We start from the raw sequence: 23,032 nt of genomic DNA, 5'->3' as shown, positions 1-23,032 counted from the left end.
GGCGGCCGAGCCCAAGGTGGGTACGGTAAAACCGGCACGCAGCGAGCAACAGCCGATTTCATCCAGTGAGCTGGCATCGGGCGTGTGCGCATCGGAGGATCTAAATGAGCGCCATTCACCGCTTTCGAGTTTGTCTGCTAGCCGGATGTATGGGTGGGTTAGGTATCGGAGCACTTAGCACCCTGGCAGGCGGCGGTGTGCAGGGCACAGCCATCGCTTGGGCGTCCTGGTATTACTGGATTTGCCTCGGTATCTGCAGTGCTTTTGTTGTCGGTTTCAAAGACGTCCGCGGACAGGCAACGTGGGCAGCTGCTTTCGTTGTCGCGATCGCATTGATTGCTTTCGGTGGCGTCGGGATTTATCACGTCGGCGCGCTGATCGGCGACGGTATGAAGCCGATCGGCTTCACCTACTCGGCACACTGGTACTTCATCGTCTGTGTCTGCCTCGGAGGTTACGCCGCGTTGGTGATCGGTATCGGTACGGCCAGGAACCATGTTCTGTGGATCTTGGCGTTCGCCATAGCGGGCGGGCTACTGATGGCTTTGGGTATACAGAAATTCGCCGATGTGCCAGATGCCCATATCGTTGCCGAGCGGCTACAGCATGATCTCGAAGCCTCAGCCGGCGTCGTTGCTCGTGTCTTCATGTGGATAGCACCAGGGGCGCTGGCCGTAGCCTACGGTCTGATTGCGTTTCTAGCGACCAAGGCCAGAGTAGTTCGCAAGCTCACCGTTGCGTGACTGAGGCCATCCGGTACAGGCCGGCGCTGAAGCAGGACGCTGCGTAGTTAAGTTCGTGTGTCTTTTTCACCCCAAGAGCGGTGACTGCTGGTCAAGCTTTACCTGAATTTTTCCGTCACTCACGCACCTATGCGGCGCGGATGACTCCCCCCGAAACTGGAGAAGTAGATGAAAGCGATTAGCCGTTTGTTTTGGAGTTTGGTAGCAGGCTCCTTCCTGGGTACCGGTATCGCGTTTTTCAGCGTGCTGATCGGCAAGGGCGGGGAGGAGCTTGGCTTCACCGCCTGGACGTTCTGGTACTACACGATCTGCATGGGACTGTGTGTAGGCCTGCTGGTCGGCTTCGATACCGTCCGTAAGCACGCCGCTTGGATGCTGGCCTTCGTCATCGCGATCGGGCTCGTCATGAGCGTCGGGTTTGTGGGCATGATGGATGTGCACGCCACCGGCGATATGGTCGAGCGGATGCAACAGCAGCTAGAGGCTATGGCGCAGTTGATGGCTCAGGCGGTGATGTATGTGGCGCCGGGCGGGGTGGCCCTGGCCTACGGTCTGGTCGCTTATGACACGGTGCGGTCGGGAGCAGGGCGCCGCTTGGCGGCGCGTTGACTGGCGCGTTCGTACGGCTAAGGCTCAGCGAAGCGTAGGCCTATCCTTTTAGCCTCCGCGCCGGCCTTCTACCGCGGCGCCAACTGATCGAGGCTTCCAAACGCATCTTGCATCAGCAGAGCCTTCACCGCGCGGGTGCGGCGGGTCTGCAGCAAGTTCGGGGTGCTGCGCAGCATCTCCACTGCGCCGGCAATCTGCCTCGTGCGAGATCTCAGCCAGTTGGCGTCAGAGCTGATCGTGGCCCCAGCGTTGCAGGTCAGCAGGGCCTCGACCTTGTCTCGTAGCTCTTCGGTCATGACCACCCGTCCCAGGATGTGGAAGTCGTTGTGCTCAAGCGTACGACAGTCGGCGGCGGTCATTGCGGCGAGGTTGGAAGGGATACCGGCGCAGAATGTCTTGGTACCCAAAAGGCCGATCGCCTCCTGCAGCAGCTCGCCGGCTGATAGCGATCCAGCCTGCAGGGGAATGATCACCCTGGCGCCGGCGTCTATCCAGCTCCGTATGTCCCGCGCGTACCGGTGCCAAAGGAGCAGGGTCGCCTGCTGATCGCCCACTACGTCTGGGGCGACGACGCTCAGGTTCTCCGGCCGCAGGGTCGTGGTGCACAAGGCGCGATAGAGCATGAGAACCCGGGGCCAATCCATGGCTAACTGCCGGCGGAAGGCGGTAAACGCGCCTGAATCAACGAAGACTTTCCCACCCCTGTCCAAGTGATCAGGCAGAGCCCGCAGCTGCTGCCTGAGCGTCACTCGATCGGCGACCACCCCTGTTGCTATCCCGACGTCGAGTGCGGCTTGAAGGTCGCTGTCGGCGGTGAAGCCGGAATGGAACGCGATATTCCAGGTGAAAGGGGAGGGCATGGTCGGCGACTCGCTTCGGAAAATGCCTACCCTGTCAGCCTTTTGAAATACGCAAGTCACAAGCGCAATAAGCGAAGCTCTAACGCCTCTAGCCCGGTATCTGGAGCGCAAACTTGCATTTTGAAAACTCGTGGGACCGTCGATCTACCCCAACAGAGGTAGTAGATATGACGAACCAGTGGTTTGAAGCGCAACGGCTTGAAAGGCGATGGACTGTCATCCGTCGTGCCTTGACCCGACGTGGCACCAACTTGACTCAGTTGGCCGAAGCCAACCAGCTATCCAATTTGCGCACTGCCGCGAGAACGCCTTTCCCCGCCGCGGAAAGCGCTATCGCGCTAGCACTTGGGGTGACCGTCGAGGCGCTCTTCCCGGAGCGATATGGAGTCGTCTGGTCGGAGCATGCCCAGAACACCTTCGATGAGCTTCTCGATCGTCTGGGTGGAGCCACTGCCGCACAGGCTGGAATGAAAGGGTTTGGGATACATGTTGCCCAGTGGGAGACGCGGCCGGTTGATTTGGCGGATTGCCCAGGCTCGGAGCCGGAGCGCCTGCGCTGGATCAAGTCCAGTTTGCGTCGACGTCAATTTGTGCTTGAGCACCTTGCCCATCATGCTGGTGCACGCCGGAGCGCGCTCGATGGTCTGGGCAAAACGCCCCATGTCGAGTTGCAGCGGATGATCGCGCGATGCCTGGGCGTCGCGCCAAAGGCCATATGGCCTGAGCGTTACCACAAGGATGGCGAAGCGATCGTCAAGGGGAGCGACGCTGCGGAGCAGCCGGAGCGTACTATCGAAGAATATGATCGACTCAGCCTTCGGACAGGGCTCTGGTTGCCCCTACGCGATCTCGTCGGTTTGCCTGGACTGCAGGGACGCTTTACCGCTATCCGCCGGCACGCAATTGCTCAACGGTGGGTACTCCGTTCCCGCTTCGAAATTACTGAAGTGCTTTTCTCGTCGCTACCTGCTGAGACGAAAGTGCACCTGTTATCCCTCAGCTCCGATCCGGAAATTGAGAAGCGCGTGACCCTCGTTCATCCAACTGGGCAAGTGACTTTGTCATGCGTTCACATGGCAGAAAGCGTGCTCGCGGAAGTGAAATCAGCCGACGGCGGCGTTCATCTCAACCTCAGTGACGGATCCGGTGCGACCTACAACATACGGATCTGTCGCACGGCGATCCCGGCGCTTGCAGTCGCGTTGCTCGGTCAGGCGAGCGATGGAACTGAAGTGCCGGATTCGCAAAGTTAGGTTCATCCCTCAACGCGGTAGGAATCGAAACCATCGAGCTCCTTGGCCTTGCCATGCTGTGCAAAGCCAAGGAGTTACGTCCATGAACACAGCTGCAGTCTTTGCCGCGCTATCGCGCGCTGGTATCGAACCCTTCCCCTGGTGCCCAGTTGACAGCGAGCTTTCGCCAAAGCAGATGCATCGTCTGTTGCAGCGGCTGCTCACTGAGCCCTATGCCGACGGCTACCTTGCGATCAGCGAAGGTGTCGACCTCGGCGCGTCAACTCGGATACTGACAAAGCTTCGAGTACCGGGAGCTCCGGCATTGGTCCGGCGCATGGCGGACAAAGCGCTACGCTCGGATGCAGAGGCCGCATTTTTAGCTGCGCGCATGGAGCGTGTTCGCACCAGAGCTGAGCAGCTCTATCAGGCTGGTCATCTACGTTACGCTCACGTCGACGATCGTAGCGCTGGCGACCATGACGGTCGCACCTATCAGGTGCTCGAGCTCATCAACGAGACGCTGGACCAGTCCAATCTGCGGCAGACCACGCCGAAATGCATGCGGACCCTGGCTGCTTTGGAAGCCGCGCACCGTCAGAAGCTGGGTTGGAGGCGACACTTACCTCGCCCGGGAGTCCTGGGTTGGCTCGGGGCGATCGCCTTTGCCGATGCCGCCGCAGCGCTTTGGAAAGGACGCCTGATTTACGGCTTGGCAGTGGGCTTGGTGAGCCTCGCGCTGCTTGGCCTGGCCAGAAGCGAGAAGCAGCGTACGCTCAAGGGTGAGAAACATCGCGCCGCACCGCGCGACGATTTGATGTGCGTGTCGCCACCACCTGCAGGCCAGGCCATCGAAGTCGACCGCGGTAACAAGGCCTCCTGATGCAGATCATCTTCGGTATCGACGCAGCTGAGCAAAAGAAGAATCGCCAGGTCCCGGTCATGTGGGACAGCGACAAACTGGTGAACGGCCACACCCTCCTGGTGGGGATGTCCGGCTCGGGCAAGACCTACACCTTGCGCAAGATGATCAGCCACATGCTGCAGTCCTGTGGCGGGCACATTCCGCGGATCCACATCTTCGACGTGCACGGCGATCTGTCGATTCCCGGGGCGTCGGAGGTTCGCTTTTCCGAGCGCACCAACTACGGCCTCAATCCGCTTCGCGTGAACCCCGATCCGCACTTCGGTGGTGTGCGAAAGCGCGTGCAATCCTTTCTCGCCACCATGAATCGCAGCATGCGCCAGATGGGGCCCAAGCAGGAGGCTTGCCTGCGCAATGTGCTGAACGACGTCTACGCCCAGTACGGCTTCAGGCAGGAGGATCCGAGTACCTGGATCGTGGAGGAGGGCGCCGCGGTGGTCATGACTGACGGCAACGACGATCGCTTGTTCATCGACGTGCCCAAGGGCGAGAAGGACGAGGCCAAGGCCCTGGGCGCGCGCTGGTCGAGTGCGCCGCTGTACAGCTGGTGGGTACCGCAGATCGAGTACCAGGGCGCCATCACGCGCTGGCCGCCCAAGCTCATGGGCCGGGCTCATCCCAGTATCCGCGACGCGCTGCGCATGGCGCAGAACATCCTGCAGCAGTCGTTTCTGGGCTCCGGCGCTGAGGCCGTCACGTACCTGGAGGTGGCCAACCGCGCCGCCCAGGGGCACCGCAAGAAGGTGATCCAGGCTCTGCGCAAAGGCCAAAGCCAGTTCGACGAAGAAGCGGAGAAGTCGGAGCTCGATAAGAGCAAACGCAAGGCCATCGACAGCTATACCGCCTACATCGATGCGATCACCACCGGCAAGGAGCTCGACAGCCTGATGCGCTACGACAGCACCGACGTGCTGAAGTCGGTGGTCGATCGGCTGCAGAACCTCGAGGCGATCGGCATCTTCAAGTCGGGGATTCCGCCCTTCGACCCCACCAATCCGGTATGGCGCTACAACATCCACGCCCTGTCGATGGAGGAGCGCAAGCTGATCGTGCTCTTCCGGCTGGAGGAGCTGTTCCTGGCGGCTGTAGAGCGCGGTGAGCAAGACCACATCGTCGACGTCGTGATCCTGGATGAGGCCCACATCTACGCCGACGACGACCCCGAGAGCCCGATCAACCGCATCGCCAAGGAGGCGCGCAAATTCGGCCTGATGCTCGTGGCTGCCTCGCAAAGCCCAACGCATTTTCCGGAGGACTTCGTCGCATCCGTTGCGACCAAGATCGTCCTCGGCATCGATGAGATGTACTGGCGCCAGAGCGCCACCAAGCTTCGTTTGCGGGAGGACGCCCTGGCCTGGGTGACCCCGACGAAGACCATGTTGGTTCAGCTGAAGATGAAGGGGGAGACTCAGAATGACTGGTTCTGGTGCACGATTGCTTAAGGGGCTGCTGCTGGCCGCGTTTGCCAGTCTGCCGCTGGCCGGGGCCGTTGCGGCCGAAACGCCGGACGAACTCCCCCTGCTTGATCGCCTGGAGGCGGTGGCCATCCCGATCGGCCGCGGCGCTGTGCTGCAGGACGCTCGGGGCTGCCTGTGGGGGGTACGGCCAGGCCAAAAGGTCCCGCAGCTCGTGGCCATCTCCGATGAGGCTGGCCACGCGTTGTGCCGCGGTGCTGCGTCAGGTGCTGAACCTGGGGCTGAGCCGGAACCGCAGGTGCGCCGCACCCCGCTGGTGAATTAAGCGCGCGATAAGCGATAAGGGGGTCTACTGCGCACTATTGGCGGTATTTGTCTGGCGAGCTATCCCTTCATCGGATCAGCCGAACGAATGACTCGCCGTCCGTATCTGGTGATGCATGCGTTTCCTCTAGCGGTGGCCTCGATGTGCCTGGTAGTGATTGCTGAAGATGAGCCGCTTCTTGTGGAGATGCTGACCGAGATCTTCGAGTCCGAAGGCCTCGACGTCACTGCCTTCGCGACGGCGGACGATGCCTGGCGGCACCTGCAGACCGCGGCGCAAGCGCCGGATCTCTTGTTCACCGATGTGCGAATGCCCGGAGCCATGGATGGGTTGGCCCTGGCCAAGCAGGTGATGGCGCGCTGGCCAGCAACTTCGATCGTCGTATCGTCCGGCGATGTCTCAGCGACACCGGAGCTACCGAAGGCCTCGTTCCTTCCTAAGCCGTGGTCGTTCGGTCAGCTGACCACCCTGTGCCGCAACGTCCAAGCGCTCCACCAGCGCCGGGACTAGCCTGCGCGCTGAACAGCTCGGAGTTCTTCGGCACCCGGGCCGTCGAGCATCGACAGCAGGTGCTTCACCGTCTGACCTGGCTGCCGTGTGGCGCTTATCGCCGCGCGCCACCGCTGAAGAGGGTGGCCCAGGCTCTGACAGGCGCTCCACGCCCACGCCTGCTGCTGCAGATCATCAAGCTCAGGCCAATCCATATGGTGTCCGTCGGCCGAGTCGGCGTGCAGCCGCTTCGCCTGGACGATCACGGCAAGCAGAAACTGGATGTGCTGCTCCGGAGAGAACGTCATGCCGGCGTACCTGCATTTGTGGGGTGGTGACGCCTACTACCGGGCTGGCGGCCGAACCGAGACGGTCTACAGTAGTACGATGACCTTAAGGAGGCGTTATGGCAGACCTTGAGTTTCTTCCCCAGCAAGCGCGGCTGCGCTGGGTCGCGCTGATTGAGCAGATGGCCGTTATGGGCCTTGGCCACCTGGTTCGCCTCTACGGGCAGCTGGAGGGATACATCCTGGCCCTGCTCGATGTCGGTTCGATTACCGCGCCACAGCACCGACATCTCGTCCGCCTGGCCAGCGAGTGGTTCGCCCAGTGCCGGGCCGAGTACCTCAAGCGCAAACAGAAGCCTCGGCGGCGGATAGCGGGCGCGGTTCGAGACAGGATCGATGAGAGTCACAGGCGGCCAGAGCGCGCCTGAGCTGAGCTACTTGGCGTGGCAGTAGAGAGCCGCCAAGGAGTGATCGAGCCAGTCCGGCGAGGCCGGTGGCTCGTTCAGCAGGTTCGGGTGCGAAGCTGCCAGGCTGGCGGCGTCGAGCTGCTGGGAGCTCGACGCCCGATCCGCTGACATCGGGCAGCCGTCGACGGCGTTGCCCCCGGACAGCGATCGGCTCAGCGGGCCGGCGGAAAATGCGATGCTGATGGCGCCGCAAAAGCCGACTGCGAGGAGCGTCCCGCTCGTGGTGCCCTGGGTGATTCGCTGAAGAAGGTGCATGCTGCCGAGCTCCGATTTGATCGACAGCAGCAGGGTAGCCAGGGCCAGTCTTCGAAAAGCCTGAGTTCGACCCAGCGCCGGGCGTTCAAAGCTGCGATGTAGGCTGGAGCGCAGGGTTGACCCACAGGCCGTCGAACCCGCGAAAGAGTGCCGCTGCGCCCATCACGTGCTCGAGGATGTTCTCGACGCAGATCCAGCGTCGCCCGGCTTCTTCGGCGGCCCGCCCGACCATCATGCGGCCGGCGAACAGATCCACCACCAGGTCGTCCGCCTCAGTCAGCCACCGTATGAGGAAGTCCGCCAAGGCGAAGGGGAAGGGCGCGCTGTGCGCTGGTAGTCCGGCTTCGACCAGCGCCTTCCGGTGCTCACGGCCGCGTCTGCAGCTGTGGCCAATCTGCAGCACGTTTTTCGGTATGGCACCCTCTGTGGGCGCCGCGAAGCTACCCGGGCGCAGGCGGTAGGCGCCGTCGCCATAGGAGGTCTGGCGCGTCTCGCCCCCGGCCGCGATGAGCCTGGCTTGCCGATCAGAATGCGGTACCAGGACCCGCCGGTTATTCGCTTTGCATCGAAGCGGATCAGGCGAGAACCAGTAGCATGGCTCCCAGGCAACGTTGAGCTGTTGCCGGCTGAGGCTCGCCCACTGGAGGGGGCCCGGTGCCTTGCTGCGGTTCTCCCACACCAGGCGGTCCATCAGGTGCAGGCCAAGACGATCTTCCAGGGCGATGACGAGACGCTCCAGATACGTGGAACGCGCCGGCGATCGGTGAAGGAAGATGTCGTTGGACAGGTTCAGGACCAGGCTACCGGTGCTGGCAAGGTTGCCCAGCAAGGGCTCGATCGTGCGACAGATGAAGTCGGTGAATTCGCTCGCCTTCGGATTACCGTATCCCCGTGGTTGCTGCAGAGGATAGGGTGGGGAGGTGAGTACGAGGTCGATGCGCTCTTCCAGCCCCTGCAGCGCCCGCGGCGAATGGCCAAACAGCGCCAGGCCCAGCGACGTGCTGAACCCCAGCAGCGTGACCTGCGGCGCCGCTCGATGCATCCCGCGCTTCGCCTTTTCGGTCAGTTGCCACACCCCTCGTTCATGTGGAACGCGCTCGAGGATGCCGCAGGCCTTGAGGGTCTGCTGATGCCAGCGAATCTCGCGCGTTACGGGGCTGCGGGGCTGACCGGCCGCGCCAATTGGCTGCTTGGCGTGAACCTCCCGGTCCTTGAGCCCTGCGGCGGCGCCGACGAGGCGGTAGAGCTCCGCGTTGGCCAGCGGCCGATCCGGACAGTTCCGGAAGGCCGCTTCGACGAGAGGGAAGAGGTCGAGCTGTGGAGATTGGACCATGGTGAGGACGGCTCAAGGTGGAGGGATACGCCTCATCTTTCCAGGCGTACCGGAAATGCAAGGGCGTGGCCTAATCCAGTAGGCGCTCAAGGGCCGGCTGGTAGGCGAACGGCGCGAGCGATCCGCCGATGCGAATCTCCTCGTCGGTCAGGGGACGATGGTGCGGCGCGGTCGCGGTCGCAGCGAACGTCGGGTCGGCCCTCAGGACCTCCAGCAATCCGTAGTAGAGGTAATGGAGCCGGGAGTGGTCGTCGTGGTCGTTGCGGCTGTGCGCGACGGTGATCAGCTGCGACAGCGCCAGTAGTGAGCACAGGTAGCTGGCTGCTTCGAGCGAAAGGGATTCTTCGACCTGGCCCAGGGTCGCCGTCACAAGCCCGCCCTCGACAGGCAGCACCAGGGCGAAAGCCCCGTTGAAGTAGCGGCGAATCTGATAGGCGCCATTGCGGTACCCGGATCCCAGCACCTGGCGCATGTTGGTCAGCACCAGGTCCTCGAACGGTAGGCAGTAGCAACCGAGGAGGTTGTAGAGCTCCTGGGTGGTGGGCTCGCTGGTGACGACGAGCTGCAGCGCGTGATCATTTCTGTGCATAGCAGATTCCTCAAGTTGAACCTGCTCAGCATCCACGAGCCGCGGTAAATGCAAACGGCCATTCATGCCGCTTGCGGGACCGGTTCGAAGGGGGGCTGTTGACCCTGGGCGCCGGCTTGACTAGGTTGCCTTCCCTTTGGCCAGTTGCGGCGCAGCGCCTAAGGAACCGGAGGCGCGATCAGCGCTCTGACGAGTCAGGTTGCAATTGGCTGCGGATCGATAAGCTACCCATGACCCCGCGCGAGAAGCGCAGCACCTGGGTGGAAGAGAGGATATGGAAGCAGCAACGATGGAAGAGAGCGTGGCGTCCCATACGCCGCGGTGGTCGGATTGGCCGCGATGGATCAAGCAGGCTGTCCCGTTATTCGTGCAGGTGCTACCCGCCTTTGTCGCATTGACGCTGCTGGCAGCGTTCACCACGGTGAGCATTCTGCTCATCTTGGGCAAAGCGGCCTTTCACCTGGCCAGCCTGTGCTCGCCGTTGATCTTCCTGGTGCTGGCGCTCGCGCTCCGGCGTGCAGGGATGCTCGGAGACCGCTCCGTCCTGCGCACGGCCGTGGGCACCGGGTCACCGTGGCGAAATTTCTTTCGGGTAGCGGCGCCGCTTGCCCTGGTCATCGGCATTGCGCTGAACGCGCTGGCGGTCCTGGCGATGCTTGGCTCCGATATCGGCGCCTGGAAGCGCGGGGCGCTACCCCTCACCACCTTGCCGCTGGACCTCTTCAGCGCGGAGAAACGCCCGCTGCTCGTGATGCTCTACACCACCGCGGTGGAACAGCAGCTGAGCCTGATGCCGCTCTTCGTCATCATGGGCGGCCGGCTCGAGCCGTACCTGGTGGCTGCAGTCATGGCCGGTCGAGAGACATGGTCTTCCGCGCGGGCCGTTCAGGCACAGCTCAGCAAATCGCAGAAGCTCGTGCTCGGCCCGATGCGGCTGCTGACGCTGTGCGGAGTGACCCTGCAGGCGACAGCGAGAGCGCTGGATGCCACCAGCAACTGGCTTGGTGTCGCGCTGCTTCTGGTAAGCATCGGTGGCTGGCTGTTCTACTGCTGCCTGATCGCCGTAGCCGCGCGCGACATCACCGACCCGCACCCGCGATAGCGCCTTTCTGCGCGCGAAAAAAAACCCGGCCATGAGCCGGGTTTTTGCTGCTCCGCTTCCGCGGAACAGTGTTGGAGCCTGATGCGCCAGTCGCCTGGGCCCTGCAGTGCAGGGTGGAGGCGGGTTCGCCCGTTCCGACAGGAGATCCTGATCGGATGTAGCGAACCCTCGCACCATCTCTGCAACAGCAGCTGTTTTGTAGGTAAAGATCACCCGGGGCACCGTCTGCTGGCCCCACCGTCGCATAGCGAAAGATTCTTTCGCTATGCGACAGGACCTCTACCGAAGTAGAGCTCCCAGCACTTATGGCAGTGGCCGCCTTCTGGACGTATGAAACCGGGGGCGCGTGGGCATTTGATGCGCGCGCGACAAATCGGCCAAGGATCAGCGGAGTGATCGGCAACCGAGTTGAGTGTAAGAATCTTACAGAGGAGCAGTGGGCCTGAAAGAGCCTGCTGCGAAGAGAGTGCTGCCATGCAGCTGGTGGAGCATCCAAAGCACAGGCGTTGGATTAAGAGCGCCGATGATGACAGCGCCGGCGGTGCCGCACAAGGCCCGCCGGCGTCGGTCCGCGTGATTACTCGCTCTGGAGCCAGCTTTCGACGGTATCGGCACCGTGCTCGGACTTCCAGGCTTTCAGAAGCTTGTGGTTGCCACCCTTAGTCTCGATGATCTCACCAGTTTCGGGGTGCTTATAGCGCTTGAGCGTACGCGCCCGGCGCTGTTGCGGGGCTGCGCCCGAGTTGCTCTTGGACTTGCTGCCAGAGGCAGAGCCGGCGTTGGGGTCTAGGATTGCAATGACGTCGCGCAGCGACTTGTTATGTTCGCCGAGCAGCGCTCGCAGCTTCTTCTCGAAATCGAGTTCTTTCTGCAGGCGTTCGTCGGTATTCAGCTGTTCAAGACGCTGTTGCAATTCTGCAATAGCGGCTTCGGTCTGACGGTATTCTTGGATCAGGGACATCGTGATCTCCTCAAGATTAGGCGGTGGCTGCCGTTATAGCCTTTTCATTTATAAATGACTAGGAAAAAACGCAAATTAATTATTGGGCGTCACGGACGCGCCAATGGCGGTTGAGTTTGGGGGGGAATACCCCATTGCGTTTTTGGGGAAGCGTGGTTCCATGGATAAAACCAACACAGGAGTAACACCATGAAAATTGTTCGGCTGGTGGCATTGGCCGCCGCAGTAGCCGCCGTTGCCGGTTGCGCTACCAATAACACGGAGTCGAAGCCGGTACCCGATTCAGCACTCGTTGCTCCCCACTTCAAAGCGTGGGACGGCAAGACATCTAGCCTGATGTTTGCGAACGAAGAACCGCTGCGCTTTTCGAGTAGTGTCACTGCCGCGGATAAGCTGTTCGCAGTATTTGGTATGCCCAGCCTGAGCACGGTCAAAGAGAAGGGCATCCGAAATCCCTATCTGCGCCAGGCCACCAAAGAGCAAGTGCTAGACGCTATCCGCCCCGCTACCAGCCCCAAGGCGGGCTACAACAACGACGGGTCGCTCATCGCCTACAACCTCATCGGTGGTGGTATCGGCGCTGCCGGGACCGCAATCACAGTGCTGGGGGACGCCACGTTCGATCCCCGGACAAAATTAGGCTTCGCATACTGCTTCGGAAAGAAAACCGAGACGGCCGATCTGAATGATGCCGTTCAAAAGTGTGGCGAAAAGGTCACTGGCCTGGTGAATAGCCTGTTTCAGCCAACCACACGGGTACTGAACATAGGCTTCGGCCAAGTTCGCGCTGGAATCGTCCGGTCCGGGACTGTTAGCAAAGTTGGCGAGATCTTCATTGGAACGGAGGCCTACGCGACTGACGGCTATGCCCCGCAAGACCGCGGGGGATATCCGGCCCGAATCGTAGCGATCCCTATTCAGCAAAAACTGGCTAGCGGTGTAGGCAAAATGACCGGCGCCGAACTAGGTGAGATTGGGCCAGTGGAATGGGCAGAGCTGCTTAAGCAACAGCTTCCCAAGGATATGGCCTTTTATCTCCCCAACGGCGATCAGCCGGTAGCGGTCTACTAACGAGCCGGATATCCAGCATATGAAATATGTAGAGATAGTCTTTGCGGCGACTGTAGTAGGCGCCCTGGTCGGTTGTGCCGGCCAGCCTGCAGCGTTGGACCCGAATGCCAAGGCGGTGACGCCGGCGCCACTGGCTTTGAAGGTGTGGCCGGGCTCCGATAACGCGGTGCAATTTGCCAATGAAAAGCCACTTCAGTTTTCTGCAGATGCAACGGCTGCAGAAAAGATTTTCAGCGTGCTGGGGATGCCGAGTTTTCAAGCGGTCCGCGCTGGGGCCTTTAGCATCCAGGCCGTGCAGAAAACGTCCGCCGAACAGACCCAACAGAACATCAGCTCGGTTGCGAGGCAGGCTCCGGCCAATCGTAATGCTGCTGAGCTTGCCGCCTTCAACGCCCTGGGCGGGAATGTCGGTGCTGCGGGCTTGGCGGTCACCGTCCTTGGGAGCAACTCTTTCGACCCGCGAACGGAGATCGGTACCTTCGTTTGCTTCGAGCCCAAGTCCGGTACGAAGGATGCTGCGGCCGCTGTACAGAGCTGCGGGAACAAGCTGCTAGGTATGATCGAGCGGACGTTTGAGCCTATCCGCGCGGACGAAAAATCAACTTCTGCACGCCGCTTCATCGGACCGGTCGCTACGGAAACCGGAAAGAAGATCGCGCAGCTCTACGTCAACACCGAAGGTGTGTTTGTTGGCGATGGGTACGCGCCGGTTGACCGTGGCGCCTACCCGGCAACGGTGGTGGCGATAGGCTTCGACGCGCTGGTGGCAGAGGGCTTCGGGAAGAGGATGGGCTGGGTTGTGGGGGACGTAGGTCAGGTCGACTTGGGGAGTGCGTTAGGAAGGAATTTGCCTCGCAACACAGCCTTCTTCCTTCCCAACCGCGAAACCCCCATCGCGTTTTACTGATGTGGCCGGGGGGCGGAGCTAGATTGCTCCGTCCCACACGCCTGCGCATAGCGCGGGCACGGTCGGCGCGAACTTGTCAAATCTGAGGTCCCAATGGCAGAACGTGTGTCTCGAAACTGCTTCTTTGTCCTACGCAAAGAGCTTCGCTGCGTCTCTTGCAAGTTCTGGACGCTCTCTCTTGAGTTGCGACAGCTGCAGCGTCGGCTGAACATTCTCGACGCTAAAGGGCAGGGCCTAGGCCTTTCGCAGGTGGACGTGAGGGCCTATCGCGATGTCCAGGTGCTCCAGTGGGCGCTCGAGGAAAGGCTAAAGGCTCTGGCGGTCACGTTGAAGGCATATGGCGAACAGCTTGTCGTGCTCCTTGCCGATATCGGAAAGGACACCACCCCAGAAGAACGAATGGCACTTTTGGGGGGACGGCCACAGGCTGTTTCGAGCACGGCGTGGGCGGGAAGCTGTCTTGAGCAGCTCGCGCTGCGGCACCGGGTCGAAAGCGCTTCGGAGGCCTCTATCAGCGGGCCGATAGCGACTGCCCTCATGGCTCACCGCGGGCAGTTGGCAGTTCCCGTGGCGAGGGGCAGAAGTACTGCAAGGAGGGCGACGGCTTTTCAGGTGGCGCGATCGCGTCCGGTCCGGCTTCGCGTTGTTGACCGGGAGACCTTCTAAAGCGGGTTCCACCCAATACAGGGACGGGACTCGAGACTTTGCGGCGGCCGGCTTGCTTATCGTTTGGGAAACCATGACCTATGGATCTCCCATGAAGCCAGCATTGAAAGCTCATCTCCTCACCCTGGTATCCGCCGTAGCTGTCTCGCAGATCATCACTGCGGGCCTTTTCTATTTCGCCGGTGAGGAGTACCTCAACCGCAAGATCGCGGCCGGCATCGAGATTGGCGTGTTCGCCAAAGAGCGCGCCGAGAAGCAGGCCTGGGTCGAGGCACAGTTCGCTCGCTTCGGACGCGCGGCGGACCAGGTACCGAACGATGCCCGGGTTTATGGGGATCTGAAGGCGCGCTTCACCCTCGCCGAATTTTCCGATCTGGAATGCCCATTCTGCAAACGCCTGCACCCAAACCTCAAAGAGATCGTCGATAAGTCCAACGGTGCCGTTAACTGGCAGTGGCGCCATATGCCGCTCGGCTTCCACAACCCTGCAGCCACCGATGAGGCTATCGCTACTGAGTGCTATGCGGAGCAGAAAGGCAACCGGGGCTTCTGGGTGATCCTCGACCAGATCTTCGAAGAGTCGGCCGGTAACGGCGCCGGCGTGAAAGATCTGCCTGGTTTGGTATCCAGACTCGGCGGCGATATGAAGGCATTCAACGAATGCATCAGCAGTGGGAAGGTCAAGGACCGGATAGCGGAGCACGTCCGCATGGGCGAGAAAATCGGAGCGACGGGTACGCCTGCGACGGTAGTGATCGACAACCTGACCGGCGAGAAAGAGTTCGTTTCGGGCGCCCAACCGATCAGCGCGTTTGTCACGATCATGAAGCGGATGATGGCCGCTGAGCAGGCCGCAGCGAAGGCTGAGGCGGACAAGGCGCAAGGGAAACATCAAGACCAGGGCGATGAGGTTTCGCGAAAGATCCTTGGCTTTGGGTCCAAAGCGGATCAAGCACAGTAGGACCCGGTAGCCGGTCCGCTGGGCAGGTGCGGGTGTCAGGGTAATCAACCAGGGTGATTGCCCCTGCTCCCAGCCGCGCAATCACCCCTAGCGCCTGCCGCGCACCGGATCCATCGCCCGCCCATGCACCTGCGGGCAACGCTGCTCAGCAATGCCCACCTTCACTCTCAGCGCACGCCGGCGCCGAGCTGGCCAGGGGCACGCGTTTTTCCCTTCTGCCCATCTAAGCGTGCTCGAGTAGCAACGCTAGTCAGCCGCCTCTGCGAGCTCGATCGCTCGCCTCCGGCTTCGCTCAAAATCCCGCATGATCCCCAAGATGACAGAGTTGATGGCCAGCTGATGCTTAGCTCGCGTCGCTGCGACGTAGAGCAGGTTGAGCTCATCACGGCGCGCATCCGGCGCGAGCTCTGGATCCAGGGGGTCGGGATAGTCTTCGCCCAGGTAGACGTGCGTCCACTCAAGGCCCTTGGAGCGGTGCGCGGTCGAGAGGATGACGTCGGCGTCCTTTTCGTCCTTCTGGGTCAGTGCCCGCAGGCGCGCCAGTCGCTTCTCGATGTCCGGGAAAAGACCCACCACCTTAATGAGCCGGGCCATCTCCCGATCCTTGCTTTCCTTGGCCATGGCGAGATAGGAGGTCCAGTCGGCGAAGTCCTTCAGGAGGCGCTTTGACCGTACCTTGTCGGTCTTGCCCTGGCTGAACCAGACCAGGTCTTCCAAGTCGCCGATCTGGTACGCCTCAATGCCACCGACCCAGTAGAGCGTCTTTCCCTGAGGAGCGAACTCCAGCGCGGTCATGATCACCCCAGAGACCGTCCGGCAGAGGTACGCAGCTCCTCGAACGCCGTCGTCGAGCTGAGTTTTGATCTGCGTCGGCCGGCCAGCGCCGATGATCTTCAGCTGCTCGCCCTTGTAGCTCAGGATGATGTTGGCCACGGTGGCCACCGCCGGCCCGAAGCGGAAGGACTTCGTCAGGTAGAGATCGACGGAGTCATCCAGATCCGGATCGGACAAAGCGTTGTCAGCGCCACGGAACGCATAGAGCGATTGATGGGGATCCCCGACGAATATCACTCGGCACGACTGATTTTTGATGAGCCCCAACGTGATGCCGTTCAGATCCTGGGCCTCGTCCGCGAGGATCACATCGAAGCGGTCACTGAGGTCCGGTTTACTCAGGTAGTAGAGCTTGAGATACGCGTCGTGAAGGTGGGGTACGGTCGTGTCCTGGGGATCGATCATGCGCCGCCAAACCTCTTTAGCCTGGAGAAAGACTTCCGCAATGAACGCCGGAGGCATTTCGGCCATAGGGCGTCCGTTGTACAGCGGCAGGTGATCCTCGTGGAACTCCTCCAGGTCACTGCAAAGGTACCCGTTGACCGTCGCAATGACCGCGTTGATCAATGCCCAGTCATTCGTTCCCAGGACGGCGCGCATGTCTGCCGGCCGCAACGACGCGCCAAGCTTGTGCTGGAATTGCCGGCCTACTGCTTTGAAGGCCAGCTGGTGGGAAGTCATGCATTTCACGTTGGACGGGAAACGCGCCTTTCCTTCGTCGGCAATGCTTCGGTTGTAGGCGACGTAGAGAAATCTCAACCTCGGGTACCGCTTGGTATAGCCCTCCAGCGAGGTGGTTTTGGAGGCTCCAGCGAAAGCCTTCACGCGGATCCGCGGGGCCTTGCATTCGTGGAACGCTAACTGCTCCGCTGTCCATTGAAATTCCACGCAGCATCCTCCTCTGGCAATGTCCCGATGCTATCGACTGCGGAGGGCGAAAGGCCGGCGGTTCGGGCCGGTAGAGGGCACGAACTGACGGTACCGCTGCGGTGTTGTTGAGTACGCTGGACCCCAATAAGGCCATTTCGAACGTCGCCGTGATGAGAAGCAGGTGTGTGATAGCTGAGGTAGCGTTGATGCTTGTCCTTGGCGGTTGGCTGACACCTGGTATGGCGGTGAGCGCGCTACCCACCGAGCCTGCGGCGCCTGCAGATACCCCTTCCGGCGAATGGGTTGATCCCATTGCTCTGAACGTCGCGAACCTTCGCACTCGCGCGTGTGCTGGGGATGTTTCCGCGTCAGCCGCCATAGGGCGGCTCTACCTGTTTGGCAACGGCACCTTTGAAAGAGACCTGAGCCGAGCGATGCCTTTCCTGCGGTACTCCGGTGAAAGAGGAAATAATCAGGCCGCCGCCGATTATGCGATCTCTTTGGTCACGGCCAGCCGTGAGCCCGACATCCTAATGCAAGCAGCCGAGTGGGCTAAATTTTCGGTTTATAGAAACCCTACCTATCAATCAATGCAGGCGCTGCAGCTCGTGAAATTAGCAGCGAAAGGCTTTGACCTTTCTGCTGGCTTACAAGCGGGGGCCCGCAGGGCGATACTTGCTAACTTAGGAGCTGTGCCAGATGGTGAAGTTGGTCCTTGCAGAAGCCTATAGCGCTGCGAAACCCTGGGTCTCGTTATTACTTCACGCAGTAGCAGCGTTGCTATGGCTCAATATTGTTCCTTGGGCAAATCCCCTATTGTTGTTTTTTGCCTTGCCCGGTCTGGCATTCGGGGTTTCGATAGAAGCCTATACCCTTGTCCTTTCGACACTGCGCCATTTGGATACCAAGAAAAACCGGGCTGGTTACATAAGGCTATGTCGACTAGCATGGGAAACGCCGGTGGTCGTATCCGAAGAGTTTTCAGAGCCAAACCTGACCCCGCTTCGAAAAACGGCGCTTCCACCGTTAGATAGGAACCGATGCTGGTGCTTTGAGGTAATAAGTAACAAGTATCCCCGTTATGTGGCTAGGGGGTATCTGCTGCCAGACGACGATAGGCTGCACCTGGCCCTGGTGATTGGTCTTCCTGGTCAATGGCACGAGGCGTGCTATTGCACCGCGTCGTGTGACGTAGAGGGATCGGTGTATCGCGTCAACCAGCTTTATGGGCCGTTGAAGGGTTGGATAGGGCAGGGTTCCCAAGTTGGGCTTGATTTAAATTCGGATAGTCCATCCATCTATGGCCAGTCGTTTGGGCACTTGAAAGTATCACTATCGAATGTGCCTCCGGTATTAAGACGTTTCGCCAATATGCGATAAATCGACAGTAGAGGCTTCAGGCGTTCGTATAGGCCTGTCGGCTGTGCAACAGGCCCTATCGGGGTTTCTGCGGCACGCTATTGTTCAGCCTTTCGAACTCTTCCGCCGTGCCCATGTTGAGTACAGCTCGTAAGTGGAAGCGATCATGTTCTGCGTTACCAAGAGCAGCTTCCTTTTGATTGTGGTGGGGATCGTCAGCGAGCCTAAGCGCTACCATCACCTCACAGTGCCCTAACTTTGAAAGCTCGGTAGCAGAAACAGAAAGCTTTTCGCGACGCTTACCTTTCATATTTCCCAACTCCAATGGTTTGCCTGTCTTTACCTTAATCGCACCAAGCAAAAACGCAAGACAGCGTAGCGCGAGTGAGCGCTTGCGTTTTCAATAACAGAGGTATGCTGGTTTTAATAGCGAACCAAGGACTTAGGATATGCGCCAGAACTGGAGTGAACCGATACCCCCCCTTCTTCGCGGAGGACAGGTCGTGTTGTCTGAACGGGATATCGAAACCGATGTGCCGGTGCCGATGCACGGGCGGGTAGACCAGGTATTCCTTGCCGGCGGCTGGCTGGTGGTCGTTGACACAAAACGGAGGGCGGCCGCGCGCGTTTACCTCAAAGACGTGATTCAGCTGAGCGTGTACGCAGCGATTCTTTCCCGCCAGAGCCAAACAGTTCTGGGCTCTAACTGGCCCGTGGCGTCGGAGGGCTACGTGCGATTGGTGACCCCACAGGGCGTCACCTATACGGCTGTGCGGCTTCTGCCCAGCAGCGTGATCATTAGCCTGTGGAACCGCTACTGGATATTGAAAGGGCAAGGTGCGAAGGCCCGTCCCAAGATACCGGCGGCCGGGGTGTGCAAGGCTTGCGTAAAGCGCACGGGCTGCCCGGTAGGACAGCGCCTGTGATTCGATGCAACGCGCCCAGCCGAGCTGCTGGGCGTGTCACTCAGTGGCGTGTGGCGGAGGGGGCGGCGGCGCGTGCGTCGATCTGATGGCCGACGCCAATTTCGACCTTCTCTTCGACTTTCGCGATGTGCGCGGCGGCTTCGTCTGAGAGCTTGAGGAATGCCTCGTAATCGGCCTGGGGAATCTCTACTGCGACAGTGCCTTGGGCCACGTTCGGGACAGCTGTAGCTCGCAGTCGCTCGGAGAAGCCGGTGATAGTCGAGGCCATCTGAGAAACAAACCGTTTGCCAATGCGACGTGTCGGCCTACCGATGTCACGCTCGGTGAGACGCACCGGCCTGTTCGGAGCCGGTGTTCCGGGTTCCTGACCGTCGCCTGCAATGCCGCCGTCGGCGACAGCTTCCTTGGCCAGGAGGGCTACCTGATTGTGGTAGGCCTCGAGGATGAGTTTTTCGGCATCGGACGGGTGTGCGCGGGCAACGTCCAGTGCGGTGTGGGCCTTGATGACACCCTGGTCGATCAGCTGCTGGATCGACTCCGGCAGTCGAAGCAGACGCAGGCTTTCCCGGACATGGGCGCCGCTGAGCTTGATTGCTTTACCGATGGCTTCCGTCGTCCAACCTTCGTCGACCAGCTTCTGATACCCGTGCGCACGTTCGATTTGCGTCAGGGGAAGTCGCTGGTCAGCCGTGAGCGCCCGGACTATGGGTGAGGTGAGACCGCGGGCTTCGTAGACTTCCACACGCTTGATCATCGCGCCTCGCTCCCGAGCGATCATCGCGGCGCGGATACGGCATACCCCTTTGCGGATGTAGCAGCGGCCGTCGACGACTTGCACCTCGACCATCGGGATATGGTCGTTGTCCATCCAGGCCTCGACCAGGCTTGCGATATGCGCTTGCACCTTGGGCGATTCGTAGATGCGCATTTTGCTTCTGGGGTCCTCTTCCAGAATCGCAGGGTCGAGCCAGGTTTGCGTAGCGGAGCCGACGACCTCCGGATTTGTCGCCCCGATCGCCTTGCAGAAGGCGGTCAGGCTATTGATCGAGCGTTTCACTGGTTCGATGGGTGCTTGGCTGTCGTTCATCTCGTTTGTGCTCCGCGCTACGTACGTCGTGCTCTGATCTTTCGATGGACGTATTGCGCAATGAAACCCGCCGCGAATTCGGCCGCGACCACCAGCGCGACCTTCGCGCCGTTCTCCCCATAGCTCAAGCTGAGTAGGTACCAGCTACCTGGTACCGCTGCCGCTATGAAGCCAAGGAGGAAGGCGATGCTGTCGGAACGATTGGCTGTCGGTTTCATTGCAGATGTCCTGTTGAGATGCTCAATGTACGCAAGGCCGCGATAACGCAAGTCTCGAGTTCATGCCCTGGCCAGGGGTGAACCTGGGCCAAGCGCCGAGTAACTCGCGGTACCGTCCCTGCAACGTTAAGGGGGATCCCATGCAAAAACTCTTCGTCGCCTTGGTAGCAGGGAGCTTGCTTGTTGCTTGCTCGAGCCACAACAAGGACACCGTGGCGCAGCCGCAGACAACTTACGTTCCAACCCGTCTGGCCCACGAGTTTTACAGTAGCTGGGGGCATGATGGCCGCGGCGGCGCAGCTCTACGTAAGCCGGCGTATCAGCACGTGATGGGAAGCGAGGACGTTGTAATGACGACCCATGGTAATTACCACGATCTGCAGGTTGCGCCGGACGGCCGAGGCCCGAAGGACAGCGTGGCGGTCACCGCGGTCACCTATGGTATGGGGCGTGCGATCGACCAGGCCCTGGCATTCTCGCCGCCGGCGCCTTCAGCTCCGGTCAGCAAGCCGGTGGTTGCCGGCAGCGAGGCCGAATATCTCGTCGCGTACCGAAAGTTCTGCAAGGGTGCCGGTATGGCCCTGACGGAGCGCGAGTGGGAACTGGTGGCAAAGGGCGGTCCTAAAGGTGTGCCGCCTTCTCTCCGCGGGAAGTGCCTGCAAGCGAAGTGATAGGGAGGCGCCGGTCGTTCGCCGGCGCGCCATCGCAGCAGTCCTACTGGCCTGCAATGTACCGGTACAGCGCAGAGCCATAACTCACCCAACCTACCAGCACGCCAGCGGCTATTCCGCTCGCAAGCAGCGCGAGAAACAGGATCGGTAGCTTGAGACCAAGCATCCGCTGGCTTGTCCATGGCAAGGACGTAGCGTCGTCGCGGTGCCGCTCTGGATTGAGGTCAACAGCGATATCGGGATAGTCGTCCGCCTGACGCGACCTTGCGTCGAAGATCACCATGTCTGCTATGGCACCCAATGTCTGCTCGTTTCGGGCGATGCTCGCCTGCGCTTTCCGTAACGACGCCTGCTCCAGTTCGCCCCTTTTCTGTGTTCTGCCACTTCGTGTCATCAAGGTGCTCCGGTCTTAGGAGCAGCGAGTGTATGGCGCCGTCCACGCCCGTTAGCGGCTAATCCTGGCCAATTTCGGGCTGTAACTCAGCAACCCTTCCCCGCTTGACCTGAAAAAATGACATCAACTTTGGAGGCCTTGATGCGTTTTTTCAAAAGATGGTTCGCGCCGAAAAAAACCGCGGCGAAGCCTCTCGCCAGCGTGCGTGATATTCAACTGCTCGACATGAGCGCGCCTGAGATCCAGCAGTACATCCAAGCTGGCGATGAGGCGCTGCTCCGGTACCCGCCGTTTCAAAGAGGATGGCCGGCCCGTGTCCCGGGGACAGTATTGCTGCAGCCTCACAAAGCGACCCTCCAGAAGCTCTCGAGTGGCGTGCGCTTGCCCAATCGAGGCTTCGATCGCTTACTGCTCCCGGTCTTCGAGGGGGTAGCTGAGTTCGTCCACCTGCTCCCGGCTTCCCAGTCACATCATCACCGGGGCCCAGGTGGGTTACTTGCGCACTCGCTGGAAGTGGCGATGTTTGCGTTCAACAGCTGCAAATGCACCTCTTTCGACTACGCCTTGTATCCGGCGCAGCGATTGGTGAGGGAAAACCGTTGGTACGTCGCCGCGGTGTTGGCCGCTCTGATGCACGACCTGGGCAAGGTACTCAGCGACGTCGTCGTAGCGGACGAAATGGGCGATCGTCATTGGGACCCCATGGGCCCATCCATCCCGGTCTGGGCTGCTGAGCACGATATCGACCGCTATTACCTGAGCTGGACGCCGAATCGGCACGGCATTCACCGGGACCTCGCGGCCACGCTCATAGCGCGCTTCTTGCCTCAGGAGCTGTTGATATGGCTGCGGGCTGAAGGCGCGGACATCTACACCGAGATGGTGAATGCCATGTCCGGACGCGAGGGCGACAAAGCCCTCGCGTCGATCGTTGCAAAGTGCGACTCGAAGTCTGTCGAGCTCGACATGCAGAAGCACGGCGGGGACGCATCCCGTCAATTTGGCATGGGCAGCGGCGTGCCGATACCGGCGCTGGTGCTCGATACGATGATCCATTTCCTCGCTACGAAAACGTGGCGGATCAACGAGCCTGGCCAGCGGGTATGGATCATCGGCGGGGAAGTCTATGTCGTATGGTCCCAGTCAGCGGCGGAGGTCGCGGAATACCTTCATTCGCAGGGAGTGAAGGCAATTCCCCGGAGTGCGGATGTCCTCGGCGGCATACTGCTTGATCACGGTGTGGTCGCCAAAGCCGACGATGGCTCGATGTATTGGCACACGACAATCGACATGATCAACGTCGGGCGGGAAAAGCCGATCACCCTAAAGTGTCTGAAGCTGGTCAATCCGGAGGCACTCTTCAAGTTCGAAACGCCGCCGGCATCGGTGGCCGCTACTGTGGGGTTACCGCCGCACGAATTGCGCTTCGACTTACCACACGCGCGCGGTACTGCGGCTGCGTCAGTAGAGGTATTG

Annotated in this window: 26 protein-coding genes; 15 read left to right on the top strand and 11 right to left on the bottom strand. The window is 60.7% G+C overall.

Annotated elements, in window-relative coordinates; translation table 11 throughout:
* Window positions 1-104: 104 nt before the first annotated feature.
* Window positions 105-743 (top strand): hypothetical protein, encoded by a 639-nt coding sequence (locus tag DBY63_RS17155; protein ID WP_108576199.1) that lies wholly within the window; start codon window positions 105-107, stop codon window positions 741-743.
* A gap of 168 nt (window positions 744-911) precedes the next feature.
* Window positions 912-1,352, top strand: coding sequence for a hypothetical protein (locus DBY63_RS17150; protein WP_093256658.1), 441 nt, complete (start codon window positions 912-914; stop codon window positions 1,350-1,352).
* 68 nt (window positions 1,353-1,420) lie between these two features.
* Here DBY63_RS17150 and DBY63_RS17145 read toward each other — a convergent pair whose 3' ends face one another.
* Window positions 1,421-2,212, bottom strand: a complete 792-nt coding sequence (locus DBY63_RS17145; protein WP_108576200.1) for a hypothetical protein — start codon at window positions 2,210-2,212, stop codon at window positions 1,421-1,423.
* A 167-nt stretch (window positions 2,213-2,379) separates the two neighbouring features.
* Between DBY63_RS17145 and DBY63_RS17140 the strand changes: the two genes are divergently transcribed.
* The 4 genes from DBY63_RS17140 to DBY63_RS17120 all read left to right on the top strand — a co-directional run bounded on the left by DBY63_RS17140 (window position 2,380) and on the right by DBY63_RS17120 (window position 6,619).
* A complete protein-coding gene (locus DBY63_RS17140; RefSeq protein ID WP_108576201.1) occupies window positions 2,380-3,465 on the top strand; it encodes a helix-turn-helix domain-containing protein in 1,086 nt (361 codons plus the stop codon).
* 82 nt (window positions 3,466-3,547) lie between these two features.
* A complete protein-coding gene (locus DBY63_RS17135; protein WP_108576202.1) occupies window positions 3,548-4,327 on the top strand; it encodes a hypothetical protein in 780 nt (259 codons plus the stop codon).
* Complete coding sequence (locus DBY63_RS17130; RefSeq protein WP_108576203.1) at window positions 4,327-5,811, top strand: DUF87 domain-containing protein; 1,485 nt, start codon at window positions 4,327-4,329, stop codon at window positions 5,809-5,811. Before DBY63_RS17135 ends, DBY63_RS17130 begins: the two co-directional genes overlap by 1 nt.
* A 385-nt stretch (window positions 5,812-6,196) precedes the next feature.
* Window positions 6,197-6,619: a response regulator gene (locus DBY63_RS17120; protein ID WP_256594419.1), complete on the top strand. Its 423-nt coding sequence runs from the start codon at window positions 6,197-6,199 to the stop codon at window positions 6,617-6,619.
* Here the strand turns inward: DBY63_RS17120 and DBY63_RS17115 are convergent.
* Entirely contained in the window at window positions 6,616-6,906 is a 291-nt protein-coding gene (locus DBY63_RS17115; protein ID WP_108576206.1) for a hypothetical protein, read from the bottom strand. The genes DBY63_RS17120 and DBY63_RS17115 overlap by 4 nt on opposite strands.
* Before the next feature lie 98 nt (window positions 6,907-7,004).
* Here DBY63_RS17115 and DBY63_RS17110 point away from each other — a divergent pair, with 98 nt between their 5' ends.
* A complete protein-coding gene (locus DBY63_RS17110; protein WP_093256629.1) occupies window positions 7,005-7,313 on the top strand; it encodes a hypothetical protein in 309 nt (102 codons plus the stop codon).
* A 6-nt stretch (window positions 7,314-7,319) separates the two neighbouring features.
* Here DBY63_RS17110 and DBY63_RS17105 read toward each other — a convergent pair whose 3' ends face one another.
* The 3 genes from DBY63_RS17105 to DBY63_RS17095 form a co-directional block, all read right to left on the bottom strand.
* On the bottom strand, window positions 7,320-7,607 hold the full coding sequence (locus DBY63_RS17105) for a hypothetical protein (RefSeq protein WP_093256625.1): 288 nt from the start codon (window positions 7,605-7,607) through the stop codon (window positions 7,320-7,322).
* Between the two features lie 85 nt (window positions 7,608-7,692).
* Complete coding sequence (locus DBY63_RS17100) at window positions 7,693-8,940, bottom strand: site-specific DNA-methyltransferase (RefSeq protein WP_108576207.1); 1,248 nt, start codon at window positions 8,938-8,940, stop codon at window positions 7,693-7,695.
* 70 nt (window positions 8,941-9,010) lie between these two features.
* Window positions 9,011-9,529 (bottom strand): hypothetical protein, encoded by a 519-nt coding sequence (locus tag DBY63_RS17095; RefSeq protein WP_108576208.1) that lies wholly within the window; start codon window positions 9,527-9,529, stop codon window positions 9,011-9,013.
* 274 nt (window positions 9,530-9,803) lie between these two features.
* Between DBY63_RS17095 and DBY63_RS17090 the strand changes: the two genes are divergently transcribed.
* Window positions 9,804-10,631, top strand: a complete 828-nt coding sequence (locus tag DBY63_RS17090) for a hypothetical protein (RefSeq protein ID WP_143075311.1) — start codon at window positions 9,804-9,806, stop codon at window positions 10,629-10,631.
* Between the two features lie 577 nt (window positions 10,632-11,208).
* On the opposite strand, the gene DBY63_RS17085 is transcribed toward DBY63_RS17090, so the two are convergent.
* Window positions 11,209-11,592: a histone-like nucleoid-structuring protein, MvaT/MvaU family gene (locus DBY63_RS17085; protein WP_093256612.1), complete on the bottom strand. Its 384-nt coding sequence runs from the start codon at window positions 11,590-11,592 to the stop codon at window positions 11,209-11,211.
* 189 nt (window positions 11,593-11,781) lie between these two features.
* On the opposite strand from DBY63_RS17085, the gene DBY63_RS17080 reads away from it, so the two are divergent.
* The 3 genes from DBY63_RS17080 to DBY63_RS17065 all read left to right on the top strand — a co-directional run bounded on the left by DBY63_RS17080 (window position 11,782) and on the right by DBY63_RS17065 (window position 15,197).
* Window positions 11,782-12,663: a hypothetical protein gene (locus DBY63_RS17080; protein ID WP_108576209.1), complete on the top strand. Its 882-nt coding sequence runs from the start codon at window positions 11,782-11,784 to the stop codon at window positions 12,661-12,663.
* A 19-nt stretch (window positions 12,664-12,682) separates the two neighbouring features.
* The gene (locus DBY63_RS17075) at window positions 12,683-13,570 is read left to right on the top strand and encodes a hypothetical protein (RefSeq protein ID WP_093256604.1); all 888 of its coding nucleotides are present in this window, start codon (window positions 12,683-12,685) and stop codon (window positions 13,568-13,570) included.
* A gap of 757 nt (window positions 13,571-14,327) precedes the next feature.
* Complete coding sequence (locus DBY63_RS17065; protein WP_108576211.1) at window positions 14,328-15,197, top strand: DsbA family protein; 870 nt, start codon at window positions 14,328-14,330, stop codon at window positions 15,195-15,197.
* A gap of 246 nt (window positions 15,198-15,443) precedes the next feature.
* On the opposite strand, the gene DBY63_RS17060 is transcribed toward DBY63_RS17065, so the two are convergent.
* Window positions 15,444-16,919 (bottom strand): UvrD-helicase domain-containing protein, encoded by a 1,476-nt coding sequence (locus DBY63_RS17060; protein ID WP_108576212.1) that lies wholly within the window; start codon window positions 16,917-16,919, stop codon window positions 15,444-15,446.
* A 188-nt stretch (window positions 16,920-17,107) separates the two neighbouring features.
* On the opposite strand from DBY63_RS17060, the gene DBY63_RS24795 reads away from it, so the two are divergent.
* Entirely contained in the window at window positions 17,108-17,632 is a 525-nt protein-coding gene (locus DBY63_RS24795; RefSeq protein WP_146750263.1) for a hypothetical protein, read from the top strand.
* Between the two features lie 704 nt (window positions 17,633-18,336).
* Here the strand turns inward: DBY63_RS24795 and DBY63_RS24790 are convergent.
* Complete coding sequence (locus DBY63_RS24790) at window positions 18,337-18,570, bottom strand: hypothetical protein (protein WP_108576214.1); 234 nt, start codon at window positions 18,568-18,570, stop codon at window positions 18,337-18,339.
* A gap of 139 nt (window positions 18,571-18,709) precedes the next feature.
* Between DBY63_RS24790 and DBY63_RS17055 the strand changes: the two genes are divergently transcribed.
* Entirely contained in the window at window positions 18,710-19,186 is a 477-nt protein-coding gene (locus tag DBY63_RS17055; RefSeq protein ID WP_108576215.1) for a PD-(D/E)XK nuclease family protein, read from the top strand.
* 40 nt (window positions 19,187-19,226) lie between these two features.
* Here the strand turns inward: DBY63_RS17055 and DBY63_RS17050 are convergent, their stop codons facing one another.
* Complete coding sequence (locus tag DBY63_RS17050) at window positions 19,227-20,273, bottom strand: hypothetical protein (protein WP_108576216.1); 1,047 nt, start codon at window positions 20,271-20,273, stop codon at window positions 19,227-19,229.
* Window positions 20,274-20,290: 17 nt separating this feature from the next.
* Complete coding sequence (locus DBY63_RS17045; RefSeq protein WP_093256585.1) at window positions 20,291-20,491, bottom strand: hypothetical protein; 201 nt, start codon at window positions 20,489-20,491, stop codon at window positions 20,291-20,293.
* A gap of 140 nt (window positions 20,492-20,631) precedes the next feature.
* Between DBY63_RS17045 and DBY63_RS17040 the strand changes: the two genes are divergently transcribed.
* On the top strand, window positions 20,632-21,162 hold the full coding sequence (locus DBY63_RS17040) for a hypothetical protein (protein ID WP_108582469.1): 531 nt from the start codon (window positions 20,632-20,634) through the stop codon (window positions 21,160-21,162).
* Between the two features lie 43 nt (window positions 21,163-21,205).
* Here DBY63_RS17040 and DBY63_RS17035 read toward each other — a convergent pair whose 3' ends face one another.
* Window positions 21,206-21,556, bottom strand: coding sequence for a hypothetical protein (locus DBY63_RS17035; RefSeq protein WP_093256579.1), 351 nt, complete (start codon window positions 21,554-21,556; stop codon window positions 21,206-21,208).
* Window positions 21,557-21,697: 141 nt separating this feature from the next.
* On the opposite strand from DBY63_RS17035, the gene mobH reads away from it, so the two are divergent.
* The coding region (mobH, locus tag DBY63_RS17030; RefSeq protein WP_177411469.1) for a MobH family relaxase at window positions 21,698-23,032 on the top strand (1,335 nt) is incomplete at its 3' end.

Origin of the sequence: Pseudomonas sp. RIT411 (assembly GCF_003057735.2) — a bacterium.
GTDB lineage: Bacteria > Pseudomonadota > Gammaproteobacteria > Pseudomonadales > Pseudomonadaceae > Chryseomonas > Chryseomonas oryzihabitans.
This window is presented reverse-complemented; position numbering and strand designations above follow the sequence as displayed.